Source organism: Pleionea sp. WD8-19, from assembly GCF_055326765.1.
In genome coordinates this window covers 96450-118666 of sequence record NZ_JBUZOU010000002.1, presented here as the reverse complement: position 1 = coordinate 118666, position 22217 = coordinate 96450, and the positions used below count along the sequence as shown (strand labels likewise).

Here is a 22217-nt window from a genome sequence, read left to right as displayed (position 1 = left end):
TTGAGTGCTCCCTATAATTCGTCAGAAGCAAAATCAGCCAGTCGTGAACGTTCCCCGCGCTGTAAAGTGATATGCCCGCTATGAAGCCACTTTTTAAAACGATCCACAACAAAAGTTAATCCGGAGCTGGTGTCGGTTAAATAGGGCGTATCAATTTGAGCCACATTGCCAAGACACACAACTTTTGTACCAGGGCCTGCTCGAGTAATTAACGTTTTCATTTGTTTTGGTGTCAGATTTTGTGCCTCGTCGATGATGACAAATTTATTGAGAAAAGTGCGGCCACGCATAAAGTTGAGTGAACGAACTTTCAACCAGCGTCGTAAAATATCTTGTGTAGCCTGGTTTCCCCATTCATCATCCGTTGAACCAGGTGCCAGTACTTCAAGGTTGTCCATTAAGGCACCCATCCAAGGTGTCATTTTTTCTTCTTCGGTTCCGGGTAAAAAACCAATGTCTTCACCAACCGAAATCGTTACTCGAGTGACGATGACTTCCTTGTAAATTTTTTGCTCGATGGTTTGTTCCAGTGCAGCGGCTAACGCAAGCAGTGTTTTGCCTGTTCCAGCAGGGCCTTGGAGGGTGACAAAGTCGACATCTGGATCCATAAGTAAATTTAAAGCGTAACTTTGCTCACGGTTGCGAGCGGTGATACCCCAAACGTTATGGTTTTGGTTATGAAAGTCTTTTGCCAGTTCAATTGTTGCGACGCTGTCTTTTTTCTCGCGTACCACGGCTTCGAAACCATCGTCGGTAGACGAATATAAAAACATATTGGGAAACCATTTAGCGACCAATGGTCCTTTAACTTTATAAAAAGTACGACCTTCTTCTAGCCATGAGTCCATTTCGCGGCTGTGTGTTTCCCAAAAATCTTCTGGTAAAACCTGAGTGCCGGTGAAAAGTTGTTCGATTTCATCGAGCACATTATCGTTGTAATAATCTTCGGTATGAACACCGATAATTTTTGCTTTAATGCGTAAATTGATATCTTTGGAAACCAGTGTGATTTGCTGGTCCGGGTGATTTTCTTTTAATCGCAGTGCAATATTCAGAATGGTATTGTCTACTTTACTTCCTGGTAGGCTGGTGGGCAGTGAGTCTTGGTGTTCCTTTACCTGAAAGAATATGCGTCCTTCCCGTGTGATTTCATCGTTAACATAAGCGGTATTGGAAAGCGGAATGCCTTTCTTAATTTCATCCGAAGTTGCCCCGTTCATGAGTTCGTCGAGATAGCGACTGACTTGACGAGCGTTTCGTGCGACTTCCGAAACACCTTTTTTACCACCATCTAACTCTTCAAGCACCACCATGGGAATGTAAATATCGTGTTCGGCGAAACGAAAGAGGGCGGTGGGATCGTGCATCAACACATTCGTATCAAGCACAAAAAAGCGTTTACCCTTGAACTTTTTTCTGGCCATTCTTATACCTCTTGGTAGGTTACGAATAGCGAAAGACGAAGTCTGCTAAACAACCAGCTCTATTTGAAAGCTGCGACCGTTTCCAAATGATGCAAGTATTTTGATTAAGCTTTAATCACAAACCCAGTGATTGCTACTTGCAATTAGTGAAACGGCGTTTCCGACTAGCTATTGAGCGCCTCGACCGCCGCAAGCACTTCTTCTGCGTGACCTTTTACTTTTACTTTGCGCCATTCCTGTCGCAATTTGCCACTGTTGTCTATCAAAAAGGTACTGCGTTCAATCCCCATGTATTCTCGACCGTAGAGTTTTTTTAATTTAATCACATCGTAGGCCTGACACATGCTCTCATCTTCATCAGAAAGTAAATCAAAAGGGAAAGCCTGTTTTTCTTTAAAGCGCTCATGCGCTCGTAAAGAGTCGCGTGATACACCTAAAATATCGCAATTGGCTTTCTGAAATTTTTTGTAGAGATCCCGAAAATTTTGCCCCTCGGTTGTGCATCCGGGTGTTGCGTCTTTGGGATAAAAATAAATGACCAGATGCTTATTTTTGAAGTCTTTTAAAGAGAGGGTTTTATCGCCAGTGGCGGGACGTTTGAAATTAGGGGCTTTTTTTCCGATTGCAGGCGAATGACTCAATGCCTGATCTCCAATTTTTAATGTGACTTTCTAAAGAATCTACGCCATAAAAATGCACCTTGCAAGGTTTGGCTAACAATTTTTTAACGGCGTGAAACTTGCGTCTAATGATAGTGAGTCGCATAGTTGTTTAAAGTTTGAACGAATTTCGTCGCAGTTTTGATCCGGTGTTAATGTCACGGTGAGCTTGACTTCACTCATCATGTTGTCATTGTGAGGCGCGAGAAAAGTGCGACAGTTCATTTCTTCTATATTGACTTTTTGTTCTGCAAAAAATCCGGTTAGTGTATTAATGACGCTTCGATCAATGACTGAAGTAACGACAATTCGATAGGGTGTCATAGGAATGTCGTTTTTAGCGGTTTCTGATCGTTTTATCATAGTGAGCATGCCAATTTGTTGCGCTTTTAATGGCAGTTGATGCTCAAGTTTTGCTAATGCATTCCAAGGGCCGGACACTTCCATAATGACCGCAAACTCTCGACTCATTACCGTCATGTGGCTTTCTAGAATCGTTGCGCCAAACTCATGAATTAAATTGGCGATTTGATTGGCCATTCCAGGTTGGTTAGGTGCGATGGCGGACAATATCAGTCGTGCGGTCATACTTTGGTCTTGCTGGTTAAAACAGCTGCGAAGTGTAGCGATAAATAGGGCAAATGTCAGCGAATTTCATCAGTTCTGATTGAATTTTGCTCACGTTTGATCGAATCGAATGGTTTGTTGATTGAGATGCAAGCAAAAGCTATGCGATTTAGGCCAACTGACTCTAAGCAAAACTTGTACTCTGAGAGGGTGATGAGTAACATAGCGCATTCTTTGAAACTGGCTTAAATACGGGTAAGTTGAATGTTGTCGGGCAGTCTTGTCGCAATCGTTACTCCCTTTACAGCAGAAGGTACTATGGATATCGATGCCTATCGCTCTCTTGTGCGTTGGCACCGAGAATCAGGTACGGCAGGCATCGTGGTAGCCGGAACGACTGGGGAATCGACAGCGTTAAATTTAGCTGAAATTATTCAACTCGTTGAATTGACGCTGGCGGAGTCCGGTGGACAGATGAAAGTTCTTGTTGGTAATGGTGGGGTAGCGACTGAAAAAGTCATAGCTAACACTCATCGTTTAAACCATTTGCCAATTGACGGCTTTCTTACGGTGACACCTTATTATGTGAAGCCGTCACAATCTGGCTTAATCCAACACTTTGAAACGGTCGCTGATGCCGCGGAACATCCGATATATCTTTATAATGTGCCTTCACGAACAGGTTGTGATTTGGTCAATTCGTCGGTGTTTCGATTAGCTCAGCACCCCAATATTATGGGTATTAAAGACGCTACCGGTGATCTTGAGCGAGCTCGGGAACTTATTGCCGGATGTAAAGGTCAATTGGCTGTACTCAGTGGTGATGATGCTACCGCACAGGCTTTTATGGAGCAGGGAGGTGACGGTGTCATTTCAGTAACTGCGAACCTGATTCCTCAACTGATGAGTCAGCGTTGTACGCATACGCTACACAAACAACTGTCGCTGGCGCATGAAATTGAAGCAAAAATTAAAGATTTACACTACCAACTGTTTGTTGAAGCTAATCCTATTCCTGTGAAGTGGGCTTTAGCGCAAATGAATAAAATACAAGATTACTTAAGATTACCATTAACACCGCTGGAAACGGGTAAAGACGCATTAAAGAGTACTTTGCGTCATCTATCTCTGGTTGGTTGAGGAGATTTGAATGAAGTTTATTTGGGTTTGGATTCCAGCATTCAGTTTGACTTTGTCGGGTTGTAGCTGGCTGTACGGAGAAAATGGGTTAATTCATGACTCCACTAACGACTATTTAAAGGCCAAACAAGAAAAAGACATTGAGTTACCCGCAGATTACGATGCTTCGCGCATGGACGATGAACTTAAAATACCGCCTTTACCTTCACAGGCGGCTCAGCTGCCTATCGGAGAGAAACTCGACAAAGAGCCTCCAATACAAATTTTGGCAGTTACGCAAGGCATGCGCATTAATCGTGCATCAACTTTTCCAGGGGTTTACTGGATGATTGAGGCCGATCAGCTTGTGGAACAAATCAAAGCCTTTTTTAAATACAAAGAAGTGACATATCAAGACGCCGATGGCAGTTTTCAGACGGACTGGGTGATTACTGACAACGAAGCGTGGTGGCGCAGCGTGTTTGGAACCGATCTACCTCGATTCGTACGCACTCAATATCGAATAAAAGTGATTGCTGGCGAGCGTAAAGGTGAAGTGGGCGTTGAAGTCGAGTTGCTTGAGCATCAGCAAATGCCTTACGACGAAGACAGCTGGGTTTCTGTTCCTAAAAAGAATAAAGTAGCGACGGCGTTTTTAAATGAATTTGTCGGCTATATGGATTACTTAGAGCGGCTCGATAATGCAAAAAAATTAGCCGAATTAAATCGGGGTTTCGCTATTTCATTGGGTAAAGACGTAAACAACAATGCGGCTTATGTGGCTGATAGCGATTGGCGTACAGTTTGGCTGAAAGCGCCAAAAGTACTGGAGCCATTTGGTTTTACTCTGAGTGATAAAGATCAAATTACTGGTACTTACTTTTTTGAGTTTGAAGCGAATGAACCAGGCTTTTTTGCTTCTTTGTTAGGCGATGATGAAGGTGTAGCTCTGGACTTGGTTAAAGGCGCTTATCAATTAGTTATTGGTGGCAAAGAACAGGGGGCTGTTACGCTTTCTTTTATTGATACCGAAGGTAATCCTCTAACCGATGCCAAAATGGCACAACTGTATCCACACATAGCAGAAGCTTTTGGCCGAAATACTCGACAGAAAAAAAAGCGTTAATGGCATTACGAGTTGCATCGTTGGGATCAGGGAGCAAAGGTAACGCAACACTGGTCGCCAGCGATAATACATTGCTTTTGATTGACTGTGGTTTTGGCTTAAAAGACGTTCAAAATCGGTTGCAACAGAAGCAGGTTGAGGCTCATCAAATCGATGCGATATTGGTGACTCACGAACATGGCGATCATGCATCGGGTGTCGTCCGACTTAGTAATCGATTTGACATTCCTGTGTGGTTAACGCGAGGCTGCTCGTTACATCGATCGTTTGAAAAACTTAAACATGCTAATTATTTGAGTGCAGAATCTTCAGAAATCATAGGTGATATAGAGGTATTGCCTTACACGGTACCGCACGACGCACGAGAGCCGGTGCAATTTGTTTTTTCTCTCGAACAACAGTGTGTAGGTATACTTACCGATACCGGCCATATAACACCGCACATCACAGAGGTGCTAACGCGCTGTCAGTTGATATTGCTGGAGTTCAACCACTGCATTGAGCGCTTGAAACGCAGCAAATATCCGCCGTCGTTAAAACAGCGTATTGCTGGAATTCTCGGGCACTTAAGCAATCATCAGGCGAAGCGATTATTGGATGAGTTGCAGAACCACCCATTGCGAAATAATCCATTACAGACAGTGGTTGCATTGCACTTAAGCGAAGAAAATAATTCGGAACAGGAAGTTTCGGAAATTTTGGCGGAATTTGACTCTTTACAATATTCAATCGCCAGACAAACCGAGGGAACAGAATGGATTACTTTAACTTAACCTGAACGTTTTTATAAACAGGGTGGAAAAATCCACCCTGAACGATTTTACTATTACAATTTAAAGCTAACGGGTACTTCAAATTCAAACTGACTGTCTTTAATTTCATTCGGAATTTGCGGGAAAGGCGAAGTACGACGAATCATTTTAATCACCGCTTTATCCAACTCTCTTGAGCCGGTGCGCTCTGTTAAATTAACTTCAACCAGCTCACCACTTCGGCTGATGATAACTTGTGCAATGCCGTCGCCTTCTTCTCCATTGATCAATGCTTTACGAGGATACGTTTGATTTTTTCGTACAGCGTCGATCAGGTCGCGAATATAAGAACCACGAATTAAGTCTTCATCGATTAAATCTTCTTGCGGTGGAGGCGTTTGAACTTCAGGTTTTATAACCGGCTTTTCAACTTCTACACGGGCAATCTTTTCAGCCGCTGGCGCTGGTTTTTCTTTCTCTTGAGCTTTCGGTTTGGCTTGAACTGTTGTAACCGTAGCAACCTGTCGAGGTGGTTCCTTTTTTGGCTCCTCTTTTTTAGCAACTTGTGGTTTTGGTTTGGGCTCTGGTTGCTTTACTGGTTTTTGTGCGACCGCTTTGGGTTCTTTTTCCGCTTCTGCAGTTTCTTCTACTTGTGGTTCAAGTTTAAAGCGGCCAGGAATGGGGGTTAACGCCAAAAATTGGCTTATTAGAGACTCTGTTTCTCCTTGATCCAGTTCGCCCGTGATTCCGGCTTTGAATGATTTGGTAGGAGGTACAGATCCTGTCCAGGCATTGAGTATAAGGTTAATAAATTGAGGGTTTTCGAAAGTCTCAAATAATACGCCATTTAGATAGATTTCCGTACCTACGCCTGGCATAAAGTCCAAAGTGATTTCATCACCCGTCACCATGTTTTGTGTGATCAAGTTGGAAAAGCCAACGATTTCTCGCGTCATGGGCATCCATTCGCTTCGATCGTTATTCATGGCAATGCGTTCTTTGAAGTGTCGACCAACTTTTCGATAGGAATAGTTATCCGCTACGTAACGAACGACGATACGTTTGGGTGTTTTAATGTCTTTAATGAGGTCGAGCGATTCATAACCGACGGGAGCATACAGAGCACCCATATAAATATCGGTACGAAACTCTTGCGCCATACCAATACCTTTCAGCGAAAGTTGGCTGCCGTCTTTGAGTGTTACTGTCTCAGATGCATATCCGAAACTGGATAAAGTGAAAGCAATCAGAAAAAATTGCCGGATTCGGCACAAAAATAGCCGGGTTAACAAATTACGTGTCACTACAACCCCCTTAGGTGTACCTGAAGTTACTCTAAGTCTTTGCGCTTTCAGAGAACATCTGAATAGCCGTATGTCGAACGATTTAAACAGGCGGAACAACCGCAAAAACAATCGCTGAATACTGTAATTATTATAATAAATTCAGCATGTTAGTTTTATATTGCCTTGTACTTCATATCGCTCTTGGCGTTTTCTGTGCGTCCTTGGCGTCGTCCTGAGGTGTTGATTGCGACCTTGCAGTTCCCATTTGTTATTGTGCAGAATCTAAAGAGTATACAAAAATCGTATCGATTTGCAGCTACCATATAACCAAAAAGTTTTTGTTTTCTCAAGGTTTTTTCTCAAAATATTGGCAATACAACCTAATGGTTAAACCAGCTATGCGTTATTTGAGTACTCGAAGTGGGCAACCACAACACAGTTTTACTTCGGCTATTTTGCAGGGGCTTGCAGTAGACGGTGGTCTTTTTGTGCCGGAGAAGTTTCCAAAGTTTAATTTGGCTGGGCTGATACCGACGAATTATCAAACACTTGCCCTGGAAATGTTTAAACCCTTTATGTCGCCTGATATCAAGGCTGACGATATTAAGCAATTGATTGCTGACAGTTACTCGAGTTTTGATACAAACGAAGTGGTGGCGCTAAAGCAATACGATGACTTTAGGGTGTTGGAGTTATTTCATGGGCCAACGCTGGCGTTTAAAGACATTGCGCTGCAGTTTTTAGGCAGGCTGTTCAATTATTTGTTAAGTGAGAAAAATGAGCCCATCACCGTCCTCGGTGCGACTTCCGGCGATACTGGTGGTGCTGCGATTGCTGGCTTATCGGGTGTGAAGCATTGCGATGTGTTTATGCTTTATCCCGAAGGGCGAGTGTCGGAAGTTCAAGAGCTGCAGATGATCGGTGGTGCATCAGATAATGTGTTCCCGATAGCGATAAACGGAAGTTTTGATGATGCCCAGGCGATAGTAAAAACCTTGTTTGCGGATGCTGAACTCAGAAAACGCTTAAATCTTACGGCCGTAAACTCCATTAATTGGTGCCGAATCATGGCGCAAATGGTGTACTACTTTTACGCCTTCAACCAACAACCCATTGCATTGCGTGAAAACCTGTGTTTTGCAGTTCCTACTGGAAATTTTGGCGATGTATTGGCGGGTTATTATGCCATTCAATGTGGTCTGCCAGTGAAAAAATTAATTGTCGCCTGCAATGAAAATGACTTGTTAGCCAGGGTTTATGACGAAGGCATTTACCGGCCTTTGCCGTCGCAAGTGACTTTAAGTCCAGCGATGGACATCCAAATTGCGTCCAATTTTGAACGGTTGTTATTCGAACTGGTTGATCGCGATGCGGATTACATTAAGGACAAAATGAAAACGCTTGTTGATACTGGCGAGTTTCGGATAGAGTCAAACGTGTTGGCAAAATTTCATGAAGTATTTGAAGTGCACCGCATCAGTGATCAACGTACTCAACAGATGATGCAGCAACTGGCAAAACAAAAACATTTGGTCGATCCTCATACCGCAGTGGGACTTTGCGCAGCACAGAAGTCGTTAGAGAAAAATGTCATTTGTTTGTCAACGGCGCATCCGTTAAAATTTTCTGAAACGGTGCAGGATATTACCGGACAAACGATCAAGTGGCCGGCCAGTGTGTTCGCACTTAAATCCTTACCACAACGTAAATTTATCCTATCCAATCAAATCGACGATGTTCGTTCTTTTATTTTAAGCAGGTAACCCAATGACCTATGCGCAGCCATGGATAGTCGCCAAATTTGGTGGCACCAGTGTTTCTTCTTTAACGTCAATAAATAACATTATTGAAATCGTGAAAGGCTACCGCAAACAGAAAAAACAGGTGTTGTTGGTGGTGTCTGCTTTTAGTGGTGTTTCAAATCTACTCGAAAGCGTGATTAATCAACCGGAACAGATCAATATTGATGACATCTGCGAGCAGTTATCGCAACTTCATATGGAAAAAATTTCTGTTTTGGATTTACCAAAATCGGATTTTCGTCCACTGATAGAAGAAAAGATTGAAGCGGTTCGTCAAAGTCATCAACGGCTGTTACAGGAAGAGTTAGCTTCTTTTTATGCAGTACAGGCTTCCGTTATGGCATTAGGTGAGCAATTGAGTTCGTTGATGTTACGCCACTATCTGGAAAATAAACTCATTGGCGGGGTTGAATATACTGATGCGAGAGAGTGGTTAATCGCCGAGTCTGGTGAGCATCGTTCGGTGGCGGACCGGTATTTAAATGCTGAATGTCGAATTGAAAAAAACACCGAACACAGCGAACAGCTGTCGAAGCTGGGTAACGTTATCATAACTCAGGGCTTTGTTGCTGCGAATCAGTGTGGTGAGACGGTAGTGTTAGGAAGAGGTGGCTCGGATACGTCTGCAGCGTATTTTGCGGTTTTATTAGGCGCGTCTCAGTTGGATATTTGGACGGATGTGCCGGGAATGTTTTCTGCCAACCCGAGGCACCTACCCGAAGCCCGACAGCTGTTGCAGTTGGATTATCGTGAAGCGCAAGAAATCGCATCTACAGGCGCAAAGGTGTTGCATCCTCGTTGTTTGCGCCCCGTGCGAAACGCAAATATACCGGTGTTTGTTGGCTCTGCATTTGACCGAAACAAAAAAGGTACCTTGATCGGAAACTTTCAACAATCGGAACCTCAAGTTAAGGGCATTTCGGTTCGAAATGGCGTGTTACTGATTGCTATGGAAACATCGGATATGTGGCAAACGCCAGGATTTTTGGCCGAAGCGTTTAATATTTTTTATCGGCATGGTTTATCGGTTGATCAGATTTCGACATCGGAGACAAATGTTACTGTGACTCTGGATAATTTAACACAAGGGATCTCAAGCAAAAGAATCCAGCTGCTTGTACGTGAACTCGAAAAAATATGTCGAGTTACTGTAATGGAAAATTGTGCGGCGGTTAGTATTGTCGGACGTTCAATTCGAATGTTATTGGCGCAACTCAGTGAGGCATTTGGATTGTTCCGTAATCGATCGGTACACATGTTGACGCAAGCGGCAAATAATTTGAACTTTACATTTGTTATTGAAGAACACGAAGCGCCACAGTTAGTTAAGCAACTGCATGAAACGTTAATTTCCAATAATATTAATTGTGATTCTTTTGGCTCAACATGGGGCGAGTTATTCGCTGCAGAATCGACCTCAGCAAAAAGTCTCGTTACCGACAGTTGGTGGTATCGACGCGTTCATGAACTCGAAGCGGTGCGTGAGTCTCAAGGCGCTTGTTATGTTTACTCATTACAAAAAGTAGCCAATCAAATTGAAAAGTTAATAGCTTTAAAAAATATCGATAAAATATTTTATTCGATTAAGGCGAACTCGCATCCACAAATATTGCATCGAATAGAGCAAGAAGGATTGGGCTTTGAGTGTGTGTCCATTCAAGAGGTTCGCTATATTTTGAAGTTATTTCCGCAAATTTCGCGGGCGCGTATTTTATTTACTCCGAACTTCGCTCCTCGAATTGAATACTTGGAAGCGTTCGAACACGGCGTGCGATTAACGCTTGATAATTTATACCCTCTAGAACATTGGCCGGAAGTTTTTGCTGAACGTGAAATCTTATTGAGAATCGATACGGGCACAGGAAGAGGGCATCACCATCACGTAAAAACGGCCGGAAATGAAGCCAAGTTTGGTATCCCTATAGATGCCTTACTTCAGTCAAAGCAACTGTTTGCGCAACATAATGTACGAGTTGTCGGCCTACACTGCCATGTTGGAAGCGGAATTCTAAGTGCTGAAAACTGGCATGACAACGGGCAGGTTTTATTGAACTTGCTGAAGCATTTTCCTGATGTTGTTTGTTTGGATCTAGGTGGTGGATTGGGAATTGTTGAAAAGCCATTACAAAATGAACTTAACTTACGGCAAGTTGATGAATCTTTAGCTCAATTGAAGCATCTTATTGGTGACTCTATTGAACTTTGGTTGGAGCCTGGGCGTTTTATCGTAGCAGAAAGTGGTGTGTTGTTGGCACGAGTGACTCAGTTGAAAGGCAAAACAGGTACCGGCTATTTGGGTATTGAAACCGGGATGAATTCGTTGATTCGCCCGGCGTTATACGGCGCCTATCATTTTATCGTAAACCTTTCTCGGTTACAGCAACCTGTCAGCCGTAAATACACAATCGTTGGTCCGATTTGTGAAACCGGCGACAAGTTGGGCATTGATCGCCTGCTGCCCGAATCTTTTGAAGGGGATACAATTTTGATCGCGAATACTGGTGCGTACGGGCGTGTCATGGCGTCTTCTTATAATATGCGCGCACCTGCGGCTGAAATTGTGCTCGACGATTAGCTTGTAAATTAGGAGCGAGATAATTCCCTATAAAAATGTGACATTTAGAAACAATTGGTATAAATTGTTGAGTTGAAGCGTGGTATAACCAGTCAAAGCGTGTTTATTTCTTGACATCTCGATTTTGGGCAATAGACAGGCACTGAGTTACCATGCAATATAATAAGAGCCTGTTCCGAGGGACTGGACAACTTGGCGAAATTCGGGAGTTTCCAATAAGTCAGCGAGTTCGAGGATAGGTGTCACTGTGCGAATCAAATTCAAGCCTTTGTTAGTCAGTTCCATTCTTTGTTTCATTTCTATTTTTGCGCATTCTGCAAGTAACGACGAGCTTTATGCATTGCAAAAAGACACGGTTTCCGACACCGAAGTGTTTTTGAATGGTCTGGGTGCGGTTAAAAAGCTCAATGCCGATTATTATATTGCGGCGTTGTATCTTCAGGAAAAGTCTTCAATCGATACCGATGTCATTTTTTTGGAAGCGCACAAACGATTAAAAATTCGTTTCGCGTTGGATCGCGTTTCTGCAAGAAGCTTTGGTCGAGAGTTAGCTGGCAGTTTAAGAATTAATAATACATCGGAAGAACTGCAAGCTTACCGTAATGAGCTGCGAAAACTCATCGGGCTATTTCGGAGTATTTATGAAAAAGGGGATACCTTAATTTTTGATTATGAACCTAAACGTGGTGTTACGGTTCGCTATAACGATCAAGTACTGGGCAATATTAACAAGCGCGGATTTGACAAAGTATTGTTTAAAGCTTGGCTCGGCGAAAAGCCAATCAGTGCGGCGTTTAAAGAAGGGATCAGCGGTAATAATAAAAACGATAAGGAAGTTATCGCTTTGCAACGAAAATTTATTGATATCAAAGGCAGCTAAGCTGCCTTTTTTGTATTTGTTCGCTTTTTGATCAAAGGTGCTTGCTCTGGGTTGTACTCATTGAATTTGTGGATGAATTTTAATCAACCGCTTAAAGATTTGAGGTTAAGTTCTAAGAGCCATTTACATTAGGTTTTGACATCTTTATCCTTTCGACATTGTTGTTTAAAGGGGTTCCTTTATGGTTCAAATAAATGCTCAGTTTTCCGCGGGCAATATTGAGGTTGTTGAAAAGTCGGCTGAAACAAAGTTTGTCCTTGCCATCAAAAATGACCATCAGTCAGAATTTAAGCAGTGGTTTTTCTTTAAAGCAAACAATGCGTTAGGGAAAAATGTAGAGTTTGCAATAAAAGATGCTGAAAAATGCTCTTTTCCGGATGGCTGGAAAGATTATAGAGTCTGCTGCAGTTATGATGGTGAAGATTGGTTTCGCATTCCTACCGACTATCATGACAACCAATTGAAGTTTGAGCTGATTTTTGAACATAACAGTGCTTATTTTGCCTACTTCGCTCCTTACAGTTACGAGCGCCACTTATCCTTAGTACATCAAGCGGCTCTTCACCCTTTGGTAGAACATCGTGTTCTTGGTGAATCGCTTGATGGTCGAGAAATTAATCTTTTAACGGTCGGAAATCCTGTTGCTGCCAATAAAGTTTGGATGATCGCACGACAACATCCCGGCGAAACAATGGCTGAGTGGTTTATAGAAGGATTGCTGGAGCGATTGTTAGATGATGATGATGCGGTCAGTAAAAAGTTATTGCAAAACAGTTGTTTTTATCTGGTGCCTAATATGAATCCCGATGGATCGGAGCGCGGACACCTGCGGACCAATGCTGCTGGCGTAAATCTAAATCGGGAGTGGGACAAAGCTTCCATGGAGCAGAGTCCGGAAGTTTTCTTGGTAAAAGAGATGATGCAACAGGTAGGTGCAGATATATTTATCGATGTTCACGGTGATGAAGGCTTGCCCTATAACTTTTTGGCCTGCTGTGAAGGTATCCCCAGTTTTAATCAAAGCATGGCAGAGAAGGAAGAAAAGTTTAAGCAGGACTTTCTGGCGGCGACACCTGAGTTTCAAACCGAGTTTGGTTATCCGAAAGATGAACCAGGTAAAGCCGATTTAAGCATTGCAAGCTCTTGGGTTGGTGAAACGTTTGGTTGTCTATCGGCAACTTTGGAAATGCCTTTTAAAGACAATGCGAATTTACCGGATCCTGTAAAAGGCTGGTCACCAGAACGAAGTAAACAATTAGGCGCAGCCATTCTCCAGCCATTGTTATTGAATTTACCTAAGTAGGTTAAACGTTTATGGAACACAAAATACTTGTATTAGGTGCCGGTTTTGTTGCTGGCCCTGTGGTTGAATATTTAACACGTAACGATGAAAATCGATTAACGGTGGTCTCTAATATTCTTGCCGAAGCCGAAGCGCTAGCAAAAGAAAATGTCGGTGTGACTGCAGCCAGTGCTGATGTTACCGATATGCAGCAGATGGGAGATTTGGTCCAATCGCACGATTTGGTGATCAGTTTGGTGCCTTACATTTTTCACGTACCAATAGCGAAACTGTGTATAGAGCGTAAAAAGCCTATGGTCACTGCATCTTACGTCAGTGACGAAATGCGCGAACTCGATCAGGCTGCACGTAATAATGGTGTATTGATATTGAATGAAATTGGGTTGGATCCCGGTATCGATCATCTATCGGCGATGAAAGTGATCGATGAAGCGCACGATAAAGGCGCTGAAGTGGTTTCTTTTGCGTCTTGGTGTGGTGGACTACCTGCTCCTGAGTGTAATGATAATCCGTTAGGTTACAAATTTGCCTGGGCTCCTAGAGCGGTATTGCTAGCCTTATTAAATGAGGCGAGCTATTTAAAAAATAACGCTGTAACCACCATTTCTTCAGAGCAACTTTTGCGCAGTGTAAAGCCAGTCAAAATAAATGATAAGTTGATGTTGGAGGGATATCCAAATCGCAACTCCGTGCCTTATCGTGAAGCTTATGGAATCCCTGAAGTGAAAAACCTGATTCGTGGTACTTTACGATATCCCGGGTTTGCAGAAATTTTCGAAGCCGCTCATCAACTTGGTTTATTGGATGTTAACTCTTCGGTTAATACGGAGCTTACCTGGGAACAATGGCTACACGAACAACTCAATCGGTGCGGTATTACGCTTTCGGACACGGTAAAAGAGGCATTTCATTGGTTAGGGTTAGACGCTAACTCTGCATTGCCTGATACAAATTCAATGCTAGATGCGTTCTGTCATGTATTGAAACAGAAGTTGAACTATAAAGTTGGCGAGTTTGACATGATCGCGCTACAGCATAAGTTTGAAATTGTATACCAAGGTAATAGTGAATTCTTGTCTTCCACTTTGGTCGTAAAAGGTGATGTTGATGGGTTCAGTGCGATGGCAAAGACCGTAGGTTATCCGGTGGGGATTGCTAGCCAATTGATCCTGGATGGTGAAATATCCGATAAAGGTGTTCATATTCCAGTACAGAGGCACTTTTATGAGCCCCTACTTGAAGCGCTTGAAAAAGAAGGCATACATTGCCATGAGAGCACTGAAATGAAAATGGAAGAGTACTTTTTTAAATAAACAGTTACTTTTTATCCGCGTAATACTTTTTTATTACGCGGTTGAACTGGTTTACTATGCCAACCTATTTAATTGATTTGAATATACCCAAGGAAGAATGGTTAAAAATTTACCGAGGTTCTGCTCGTTATGTTCGCTGTCGCGCGCGAAACGGTACGCGTCTGCAAATTCCTGCAAAGCATTTTTTCCCTTTCGTTGAGCATGAAGGTGTTTTTGGGCGATTTCTTCTTCAGATTGATGATAACCGTCGATTTATAGGCTTGACGCGGCAAGAAAGTTAAAATTGTTGCGTTGCAAAATACAATTCAATGTTATAACTCTTTGAAAATATTGGAAAATAATATATTTAAAAAAATACTTTAAACTGGTCGGAGGATTTTTAATAATAAAGTCCAATAGTTCACTGTTTTGATGGTTAGTCTAAGTAATTAATCCGCTTCAAACTGGTGATTATTAAACAGAAATCTGGTTATTTAACCATCAGCATCCAAACAAAATTAAAAACGGGGAAGGTAAAAAAGATGACAAAAAAAGGGCTTAACCTATGTGCTCAATCCTCGTCTCCAAAGTTGGCCAAGCTGGCATCTGCCGTTACTCTGGCGTTAGCGGTTCCCGCGACACATGCGGTAGGCATTTCTTGGGGCGAGTGGGAAGGAAGTTTTGATACTACCTTGTCTATTGGTGCCAGTTGGCGTGCCGAAAAACGCGATCCAAATTTAATTGGTCGATCCAACAATGCGAATCGAAGTGCGAATTATTTAACGGATGCCCCCGGCTCCAATCAAATGTCGATCGGTGCTTGGTCAAACAACGGTGATGACGGCAACCAAAATTTCCATCAATGGGATACTTTCTCAAAAGTAATTAAAGCGACGCATGATTTTGGATTAAAACATTCGAGCGGTGTGGGATTTTTTGTTCGCGGTGCTTGGTTCTATGATTTTGAACTGAATGATGAAGACCGACGATTTCGAGAGCTTACCGATAAAGCAAAAGAGGTTCATGGTGAAGACGTAAGGCTGTTGGATGCTTATATTTTCCATACTTGGTATTTTGATGAATCGGCTTTGCAAGTTCGTGTTGGTGAGCAGGTAATCAACTGGGGAGAAAGCACATTTATTCAACACAGTATTTCTGAAGCAAACCCGATCGATGCGACTAAGCTGCGAGTTCCGGGAGCGGAACTGAAAGAGGCGTTCATTCCTGTGCAAACATTATGGGCATCGATCGATTTATCGCCAACCGTTACATTAGAAGCTTATGCGCAATTTGAGTGGGAAGCATTTCGTACGGATGAGTCAGGAACATACTTTGCGACTGCTGACTTTGCAGGAGAGTGGGACTCCCGAGATGTGATTCATCTGGGCTTTTCTCAATACGGAGAAGGTACCAGTGGTACCGTTGCACGTCGAATCGCCGATCGTGAAGCTCGAGACGATGGTCAGTTTGGTATCAAACTGGGTTGGTATTCAGAAGATTTAGGGGATACCGAGTTTGGCTTTTATTATTTGAACTACCATAACAAGCGCCCGGTCATTTCAGCAAACGCGTTTGAACTGTCAGCAGGCGGCGTCACTGGATTCTTCGAATACATTGAAGATATTGAGCTTTATGGAATTAGCTTTAATACAGCGACAGATGGCGGTCTTTCTATCGCGGGTGAAGTCTCTTATCGAATCGATGAGCCTTTACAGGTAGACGATGTAGAGCTACTTTTTGCGACGATCGATGGCCTTTCTGTGCCACGGGGTACTTCACAATTAAATGTATCCGCAGCGCCAGGAGAGGAGATCTCTGGCTATCGGTTGTTTGATACGATTCAAGGACAGTTTACGCTGACCAATTTATTAGGGCCTGGACTCGGAGCATCACAGTGGACGTTTTTAACGGAGTTTGGATTTAATCAAATACAAGATATGCCCGATCAAAGTGTTTTGCGGTTTGAAGCACCAGGAACTGCACGCAGCGGAAATCCGGACCGTGATGGCAGAGGGACTGGCTTTATTTACGATCCTGCCAATGGTTACACTTGTGTAACAGCAACTCCAGGTAGTATTCAGCCATCCAGTCAAGCCGGAATACCTGTCGAGTGTGAAGGTGTAGAAACGAATCGGTTTGCAGATGACTTCTCTTGGGGTTACCGAGTGGTTCTGAAGGCTGACTATAGTGGTGTTATTGGGGCTTGGAATATGTCACCACGGCTGATATTCCAACACGATGTGTCTGGAACAACGCCTGCACCGATCAGCAACTTCGTGGAAGGTCGCAAGGCATTAGCTTTGGGCGCGGAATTTGATTATCTGCAAGAGTGGAGAGTCGACTTTGCGTACAATCGATATTTCGGTGGTGGTACAGCTAATCAGCTTTCAGATCGCGATTTTGTTGCTTTAACCGCTAGTTACTCATTCTAAGAAGGTTTGAACAGATGAATAAAACATTAAAAAGCATTCTTTCTGGGGCGATTGCGCTAGCGATTGCGCAAAGTGCTGTAGCAAAAGTCAGCTCTACCGATGCTGCAAAGCTCGGTAAAGATCTAACGCCAATGGGCTCCGAAAAAGCCGGAAATGCTGAGGGAACCATCCCAGTATGGAATGGCGGCATAACTAAGCCTCCAGCAGGATATAAAGTAGGAGACCATCACCCGGATCCTTTTGCAAACGATAAAGTTTCGTTTACGATTACTGCGCAAAATGCAGCACAGTTTGCTGACAAACTATCGCCTGGCATTATGGCGATGTTCCAAGCTTATCCCGAGACTTTTAACATTCCAGTGTATCCAACACGTCGCTCCGCTTCTTACCCGCAATATGTGTATGACGCGACGAAAGCTAACGCAACTCGCACCGAATTGGTAGAAGGTGGAAACGGATTAAAAAGTGCTGCAATTGGAACACCTTTTCCAATTCCGCAAAACGGATTAGAGGCGATTTGGAATCATATCGTACGGTATCGTGGTGTGACAGTTACGCGCGACACCGGTCAAGCGACACCGACTCGAGACGGTGCTTATACTATGGTTAAGTTTCGCGATGAACTGGATCAAATCTACACTCGTAAAGGTATGACTCCGGAAGAGTTGGAAGCGGGTAATATGCTGTTTTTATTTAAGCAGTGGGTTTTATCGCCAGCACGACTTGCTGGAACTGCACTGCTCGTTCATGAAACGCTCGACCAAGTTAAAAAACCACGTCAAGCATGGACCTACAACACCGGACAGCGCCGGGTACGTCGAGCGCCCAATGTTGCTTACGATGCGCCTGGTACCGCTGCGGATGGCCTTCGAACAACCGATGACTTCGATTTATTTAATGGCGCGCCCAACCGGTATAACTGGAAGCTGTTAGGTAAAAAGGAAATGTATATTCCCTACAACAGTTATAAGTTGCATTCTGATGAGTTGAAATACGATGATATTATTCAGCCGGGTCACATTAAGTCAGATTACACGCGTTGGGAGTTGCACCGAGTTTGGGTTGTTGAAGCTACCTTAAAAGAAGATACCCGTCATATTTACAAAAAGCGCGTATTTTTCCTCGATGAAGACAGCTGGCAAATCGCAGTTACCGATATTTACGATAACTCAGATGAGCTCTGGCGTGTTGGATTTGCTTATGCGTTGAACTATTATGAAGTGCCGACTTTATGGTCAACTTTAGATGTTATTCACGATTTAAAAGCAGGTCGATACATCGCCATCGGATTAGACAATGAAGACGATATGTACGACTTTAATATTAAACGTTCAGAGTCTGACTTTACGCCAGCGGCATTACGCCGAGCGGGTCGTCGGTAAATCCAAAGGCATCCAGCTTTTGGCTGGGTGTACGAGTTTGGAATTAATGAGTTTGTCAATCGGGCCGGTTTTCCGGCCTTTGTTTTAGTATGCTCATAACCGGCTTCATGAACGGAACATTTTTCTATCCTGTTTGAGCGTTTTAAAGGCATCGTTAAAGAATGATTATGGATGCGAGGTAACAATGTATAACAAGCGATATTTTTTCTTTTTGTTTCTAACTTGTTTCTGCTTCTCGAAAAGCTTTGCTCAAGACTCGATGCCTGCGGCTAAAGTTACAGGGTCAATGCTACTAGACATTGTTGCTTTATCAGAGCAAAAGCTTGTTGCAATTGGTGAGCGAGGGCATGTCGTTATTTCAAACGATAACGGAGAGAGCTGGCGTCAAGTCAGTGTGCCGACACGAGCAACGTTAACGGCATTAGCGTTTATTGATGATCAAACGGGCTATGCGGTTGGACATCAGCAGGTCATTTTAAAAACAACTGACGGAGGGGAAAACTGGAAACTTCAGCATAAGGACGCAGAAGATTTCGCTTATCCAGCATTGTTGGATGTTTGGTTTCGAGATGGCGGTTGGGGAATCGCAGTAGGTGCTTATGGGCTGATGTTAAAAACCGAAAATGGAGGCACTCATTGGGAGCCTGTTGACATCAGTTATCTGGAAGATCCTGATTTTGGATTACCTCATTTTTATGGCATGACGTTTGATAGTCGAAACAACCGACTTTACTTGGTGGGAGAACTAGGGTTCATTGCCATTTCAGATGATTTTGGTGACACCTGGCAAACAATGGATTCACCCTACGAAGGCTCTTTATTTAATGTTGCCGTCAGTCCGGCTGGTAGTATTCATGTGATGGGATTGAGAGGGCATTTGTTCCGTTCAACCGATCAGGGGCTGAACTGGCAAAAGGTAGAAACGAACAGCCGCGCTTCGATTAACAGTATGGTTCATGTGGGCGGGGCACAATTGGTTTATTTCGCGGTTGATGGTGTTGTTTTATTTTCCAGAGACGATGGAAAAACAGTCAACATGACGCAACGAAATGATCGAAGTGGCCTTATGGCAGGCGTAATGACCGGACTGAACCGATTGGTCGTTGTGGGTGAAAAGGGCATCAATGTCATGAACTTTGAAGGTCGCGAGATAAAACAATAGCTATGGGAGTTGCGTTAGAATGCAGCAATCGACTCTGAATAAATTTATCAGTAATACGTTTTTTAAACATCGTGCAGTGGTGCTTATTCTGTTTGTGGTGGTCACCGCAATTATGGGGTATTTTGCATCCCACCTAAAAGTTGATGCCAGCTTCGAGAAAAATATTCCGCTGGAACATCCTTACATGCAGACGTATTTAAAGCATGAAGAACAGTTCGGTGGTGCGAATCGAATTTTAATCGCTTTAGAAGATTTGTCGGGTGATATATTTAACCCTGAATTTTTTAATGCTCTGAACGAAGCGACGGTTCGGGTTAATGCCATTCCAAGCATTAACCAACCACAAGTTCAGTCGTTATTTACACCCAATACTCGCTATATTGAAGTTGTTGAAGACGGCTTAGAAGGTGGGCCTGTTATTCCTGCCGACTTTAACAATGACGCTCGCAGTCTCGAAACCGTACGTAAAAATGTTTTAAAAGGGGGCTTTGTTGGACGACTGGTGGCGAATGATTTTTCGGCGGCCATGGTTTCAAGTCAGTTATTTTCAATTGATCCGACGACTAAAGAAAAAACAGACTTTATTGCCGTTGCTCGTCAACTGGAAGAGATTCGTTCCGACTTAGAGCAGCAGTATCCCAATGTAAAAGTTCATATTATTGGCTTCTCCAAAATGATTGGTGACATCAGCAATGGCGCCGAAGGTGTACTGTTGTTTTTTGGTGTTGCTGTTCTGATTACCGCTCTTCTGGTTTATTTTTATTCACACAGTATTCAACTTACGATTTTGCCTTTAGTAACTTCCGTTGTCGCTGTTTTTTGGCAGTTGGGTTTACTCACCTTGTTTGGCTTTGGGATTGATCCCATGTCTATTCTGGTACCGTTTTTGGTGTTCGCCATAGGCGTCAGTCACGGTGTGCAAATGATCAATGCCGTCGGTAAAAATGTGGCGAGTGGAACTTCTGCTCTCGATGCTGCCTGTGCGGCTTGTTGCCGACTTTTCATACCGGGAATGATTGCGCTGGTAAGCGACACCGTCGGCTTTTTAACTTTGCTGTTGATAAAAATCGATATCATCAAAGAGCTCGCTGTTACCGCAAGTATTGGTGTTGCCGTTATCATTTTGACCAACCTCATTTTATTACCGGTACTGTTGTCTTACGCTAAATTTGGTCAATCTTTTTCTCAAAAAGTTGCGAAAGGCGCAGAGCGTCAAACCGCTCTTTGGCGCAAATTTGCCAGTTTTGCACAGCCTCGAATTGCAAGAGTAACGGTTGCAGTTGCAGCGTTATTAGCAGTAGGTGGTGTATTTATGGCGTCTGATATGAAAATTGGTGATTTGCATGCGGGAGCACCCGCGTTGCGTCCAGACTCTGTTTATAATCAGGACACCGCCTTTATTACCGAACGGTTTTCAATCGGTACCGATGTGATTTCCATCATGGCAGAAACCAAAGTGGATGGCTGTACCGATTTTGAAGTAATGAAAACCATCGATGACTTTCAATGGAATTTACACAATTTAAGTGGGGTGCAATCGACTTTAAGTATTACCAGTATTTCGAAGGTACTGAATGCCGGTTTCTTCGAAGGAAATTTAAAGTGGAAAGTTTTACCGAGAGAGCAAGCAACTTTAGCGCAATCCATTAGGTACATTGAGACTTCTGCAGGATTATTCGATAAAGACTGTCAGTTTATGCCGATTCTGGTGTTTACGAATGATCATAAAGCAGAAACGATTGAGCAAGTTATTAATGCCGTTAAAGCCTATAATCAGGAAAACCCTTCGGAGCTGGTAAAGTTTGAACTTGCGATGGGGCCTGTTGGTGTTATGGCCGCGACCAATGAAGCCGTTGCTGCAGCTCAATACCCCATGTTGATTGGTGTTTACATAGCCGTCATTTTATTGTGTTTGATCAGCTTCCGCTCCATTCGTTCTACGCTTTGCATAATTATTCCTCTTGCACTGGTTTCTGTTTTGGCGCAAGCATTAATGACTTGGCTTGAAATTGGATTGACTGTTGCAACTTTACCCGTAATCGCATTAGGTGTTGGAATAGGGGTGGATTATGGTATTTATATTTTTTCTAGGATGCTCGACTTTATTCGTGCAGGCGAATCGATCAGTGAGGCGTTTTATAAAACCTTAAATTTAACAGGAAATGCTGTGTTTTTTACTGGAATTACCCTAGCGATTGGCGTGAGTACCTGGATTTTCTCGGCACTTCAATTTCAAGCCGATATGGGTATTTTGCTTACCTTCATGTTCTTGTTTAACATGTTAGGCGCAGTCATTTTATTGCCAGCGTTGGCGTCATTTTTCTATCGTCGCTAGTGTTCCATTTTGGGTAGTGGTTTGTCCACTACCCAAAAACTTGAAAAAAGTTCAAAAACCGCAATTTGTCTAATGCGAACCTCTGGTTAATAGCCTAAAATTACACCCCAACGTTAAACCT

At 43.1% G+C, this 22217-nt stretch carries 17 protein-coding genes; 13 read left to right on the top strand and 4 right to left on the bottom strand.

Going from position 1 to position 22217, the window contains the following annotated elements; translation table 11 throughout:
• Positions 1-11: 11 nt before the first annotated feature.
• The 3 genes from ACTUJY_RS03110 to ACTUJY_RS03100 form a co-directional block, all read right to left on the bottom strand.
• Positions 12-1424: a PhoH family protein gene (locus tag ACTUJY_RS03110; RefSeq protein WP_463614593.1), complete on the bottom strand. Its 1413-nt coding sequence runs from the start codon at positions 1422-1424 to the stop codon at positions 12-14.
• 164 nt (positions 1425-1588) lie between these two features.
• Positions 1589-2065, bottom strand: a complete 477-nt coding sequence (gene bcp / locus ACTUJY_RS03105; protein ID WP_463614592.1) for a thioredoxin-dependent thiol peroxidase — start codon at positions 2063-2065, stop codon at positions 1589-1591.
• A 72-nt stretch (positions 2066-2137) separates the two neighbouring features.
• Positions 2138-2671, bottom strand: a complete 534-nt coding sequence (locus ACTUJY_RS03100; RefSeq protein WP_463614591.1) for a glycine cleavage system transcriptional repressor — start codon at positions 2669-2671, stop codon at positions 2138-2140.
• Positions 2672-2914: 243 nt separating this feature from the next.
• On the opposite strand from ACTUJY_RS03100, the gene dapA reads away from it, so the two are divergent.
• The 3 genes from dapA to ACTUJY_RS03085 are packed head-to-tail and all read left to right on the top strand — an operon-like array spanning position 2915 to position 5668.
• Complete coding sequence (gene dapA / locus ACTUJY_RS03095; protein ID WP_463614590.1) at positions 2915-3790, top strand: 4-hydroxy-tetrahydrodipicolinate synthase; 876 nt, start codon at positions 2915-2917, stop codon at positions 3788-3790.
• Between the two features lie 10 nt (positions 3791-3800).
• Positions 3801-4895, top strand: coding sequence for an outer membrane protein assembly factor BamC (gene bamC, locus ACTUJY_RS03090; protein ID WP_463614589.1), 1095 nt, complete (start codon positions 3801-3803; stop codon positions 4893-4895).
• A complete protein-coding gene (locus tag ACTUJY_RS03085; RefSeq protein WP_463614588.1) occupies positions 4895-5668 on the top strand; it encodes an MBL fold metallo-hydrolase in 774 nt (257 codons plus the stop codon). The genes bamC and ACTUJY_RS03085 overlap by 1 nt, the downstream gene beginning before the upstream one ends.
• Before the next feature lie 53 nt (positions 5669-5721).
• Here ACTUJY_RS03085 and ACTUJY_RS03080 read toward each other — a convergent pair whose 3' ends face one another.
• Positions 5722-6951 carry a TonB family protein gene (locus ACTUJY_RS03080; protein WP_463614587.1) on the bottom strand — a complete coding sequence of 410 codons (1230 nt, stop codon included), beginning with the start codon at positions 6949-6951 and terminating at the stop codon, positions 5722-5724.
• 365 nt (positions 6952-7316) lie between these two features.
• Between ACTUJY_RS03080 and thrC the strand changes: the two genes are divergently transcribed.
• The 10 genes from thrC to ACTUJY_RS03030 all read left to right on the top strand — a co-directional run bounded on the left by thrC (position 7317) and on the right by ACTUJY_RS03030 (position 22096).
• Positions 7317-8696 carry a threonine synthase gene (gene thrC / locus ACTUJY_RS03075; RefSeq protein WP_463614586.1) on the top strand — a complete coding sequence of 460 codons (1380 nt, stop codon included), beginning with the start codon at positions 7317-7319 and terminating at the stop codon, positions 8694-8696.
• 4 nt (positions 8697-8700) lie between these two features.
• Positions 8701-11310: a bifunctional aspartate kinase/diaminopimelate decarboxylase gene (locus tag ACTUJY_RS03070; RefSeq protein ID WP_463614585.1), complete on the top strand. Its 2610-nt coding sequence runs from the start codon at positions 8701-8703 to the stop codon at positions 11308-11310.
• 247 nt (positions 11311-11557) lie between these two features.
• Positions 11558-12190, top strand: coding sequence for a chalcone isomerase family protein (locus tag ACTUJY_RS03065; protein ID WP_463614584.1), 633 nt, complete (start codon positions 11558-11560; stop codon positions 12188-12190).
• Between the two features lie 181 nt (positions 12191-12371).
• Complete coding sequence (locus tag ACTUJY_RS03060; RefSeq protein WP_463614583.1) at positions 12372-13493, top strand: M14 family metallopeptidase; 1122 nt, start codon at positions 12372-12374, stop codon at positions 13491-13493.
• A gap of 11 nt (positions 13494-13504) precedes the next feature.
• Entirely contained in the window at positions 13505-14806 is a 1302-nt protein-coding gene (locus ACTUJY_RS03055; RefSeq protein ID WP_463614582.1) for a saccharopine dehydrogenase C-terminal domain-containing protein, read from the top strand.
• Positions 14807-14862: 56 nt separating this feature from the next.
• Positions 14863-15087 (top strand): DUF2835 family protein, encoded by a 225-nt coding sequence (locus tag ACTUJY_RS03050; protein ID WP_463614581.1) that lies wholly within the window; start codon positions 14863-14865, stop codon positions 15085-15087.
• Positions 15088-15327: 240 nt separating this feature from the next.
• The gene (locus ACTUJY_RS03045) at positions 15328-17217 is read left to right on the top strand and encodes a DUF1302 domain-containing protein (protein ID WP_463614580.1); all 1890 of its coding nucleotides are present in this window, start codon (positions 15328-15330) and stop codon (positions 17215-17217) included.
• A 14-nt stretch (positions 17218-17231) separates the two neighbouring features.
• Positions 17232-18599 (top strand): DUF1329 domain-containing protein, encoded by a 1368-nt coding sequence (locus tag ACTUJY_RS03040; protein WP_463614579.1) that lies wholly within the window; start codon positions 17232-17234, stop codon positions 18597-18599.
• 286 nt (positions 18600-18885) lie between these two features.
• Positions 18886-19761 carry a WD40/YVTN/BNR-like repeat-containing protein gene (locus tag ACTUJY_RS03035; RefSeq protein WP_463614578.1) on the top strand — a complete coding sequence of 292 codons (876 nt, stop codon included), beginning with the start codon at positions 18886-18888 and terminating at the stop codon, positions 19759-19761.
• 19 nt (positions 19762-19780) lie between these two features.
• Positions 19781-22096, top strand: a complete 2316-nt coding sequence (locus ACTUJY_RS03030; protein WP_463614577.1) for an efflux RND transporter permease subunit — start codon at positions 19781-19783, stop codon at positions 22094-22096.
• Positions 22097-22217 lie beyond the last annotated feature (121 nt).

Bases quoted from the DNA above. Each gene is read 5' to 3' on its own strand.
- ACTUJY_RS03070 (WP_463614585.1), top strand. From the start codon at position 8,701: ATGACCTATGCGCAGCCATGGATAGTCGCCAAATTTGGTGGCACCAGT.
- ACTUJY_RS03045 (WP_463614580.1), top strand. From the start codon at position 15,328: ATGACAAAAAAAGGGCTTAACCTATGTGCTCAATCCTCGTCTCCAAAG.
- ACTUJY_RS03110 (WP_463614593.1), bottom strand. From the start codon at position 1,424: ATGGCCAGAAAAAAGTTCAAGGGTAAACGCTTTTTTGTGCTTGATACG.
- ACTUJY_RS03060 (WP_463614583.1), top strand. From the start codon at position 12,372: ATGGTTCAAATAAATGCTCAGTTTTCCGCGGGCAATATTGAGGTTGTT.
- ACTUJY_RS03030 (WP_463614577.1), top strand. From the start codon at position 19,781: ATGCAGCAATCGACTCTGAATAAATTTATCAGTAATACGTTTTTTAAA.
- dapA (WP_463614590.1), top strand. From the start codon at position 2,915: ATGTTGTCGGGCAGTCTTGTCGCAATCGTTACTCCCTTTACAGCAGAA.
- ACTUJY_RS03055 (WP_463614582.1), top strand. From the start codon at position 13,505: ATGGAACACAAAATACTTGTATTAGGTGCCGGTTTTGTTGCTGGCCCT.
- ACTUJY_RS03085 (WP_463614588.1), top strand. From the start codon at position 4,895: ATGGCATTACGAGTTGCATCGTTGGGATCAGGGAGCAAAGGTAACGCA.
- ACTUJY_RS03100 (WP_463614591.1), bottom strand. From the start codon at position 2,671: ATGACCGCACGACTGATATTGTCCGCCATCGCACCTAACCAACCTGGA.
- thrC (WP_463614586.1), top strand. From the start codon at position 7,317: ATGGTTAAACCAGCTATGCGTTATTTGAGTACTCGAAGTGGGCAACCA.
- ACTUJY_RS03035 (WP_463614578.1), top strand. From the start codon at position 18,886: ATGCTACTAGACATTGTTGCTTTATCAGAGCAAAAGCTTGTTGCAATT.
- bamC (WP_463614589.1), top strand. From the start codon at position 3,801: ATGAAGTTTATTTGGGTTTGGATTCCAGCATTCAGTTTGACTTTGTCG.
- ACTUJY_RS03040 (WP_463614579.1), top strand. From the start codon at position 17,232: ATGAATAAAACATTAAAAAGCATTCTTTCTGGGGCGATTGCGCTAGCG.
- ACTUJY_RS03050 (WP_463614581.1), top strand. From the start codon at position 14,863: ATGCCAACCTATTTAATTGATTTGAATATACCCAAGGAAGAATGGTTA.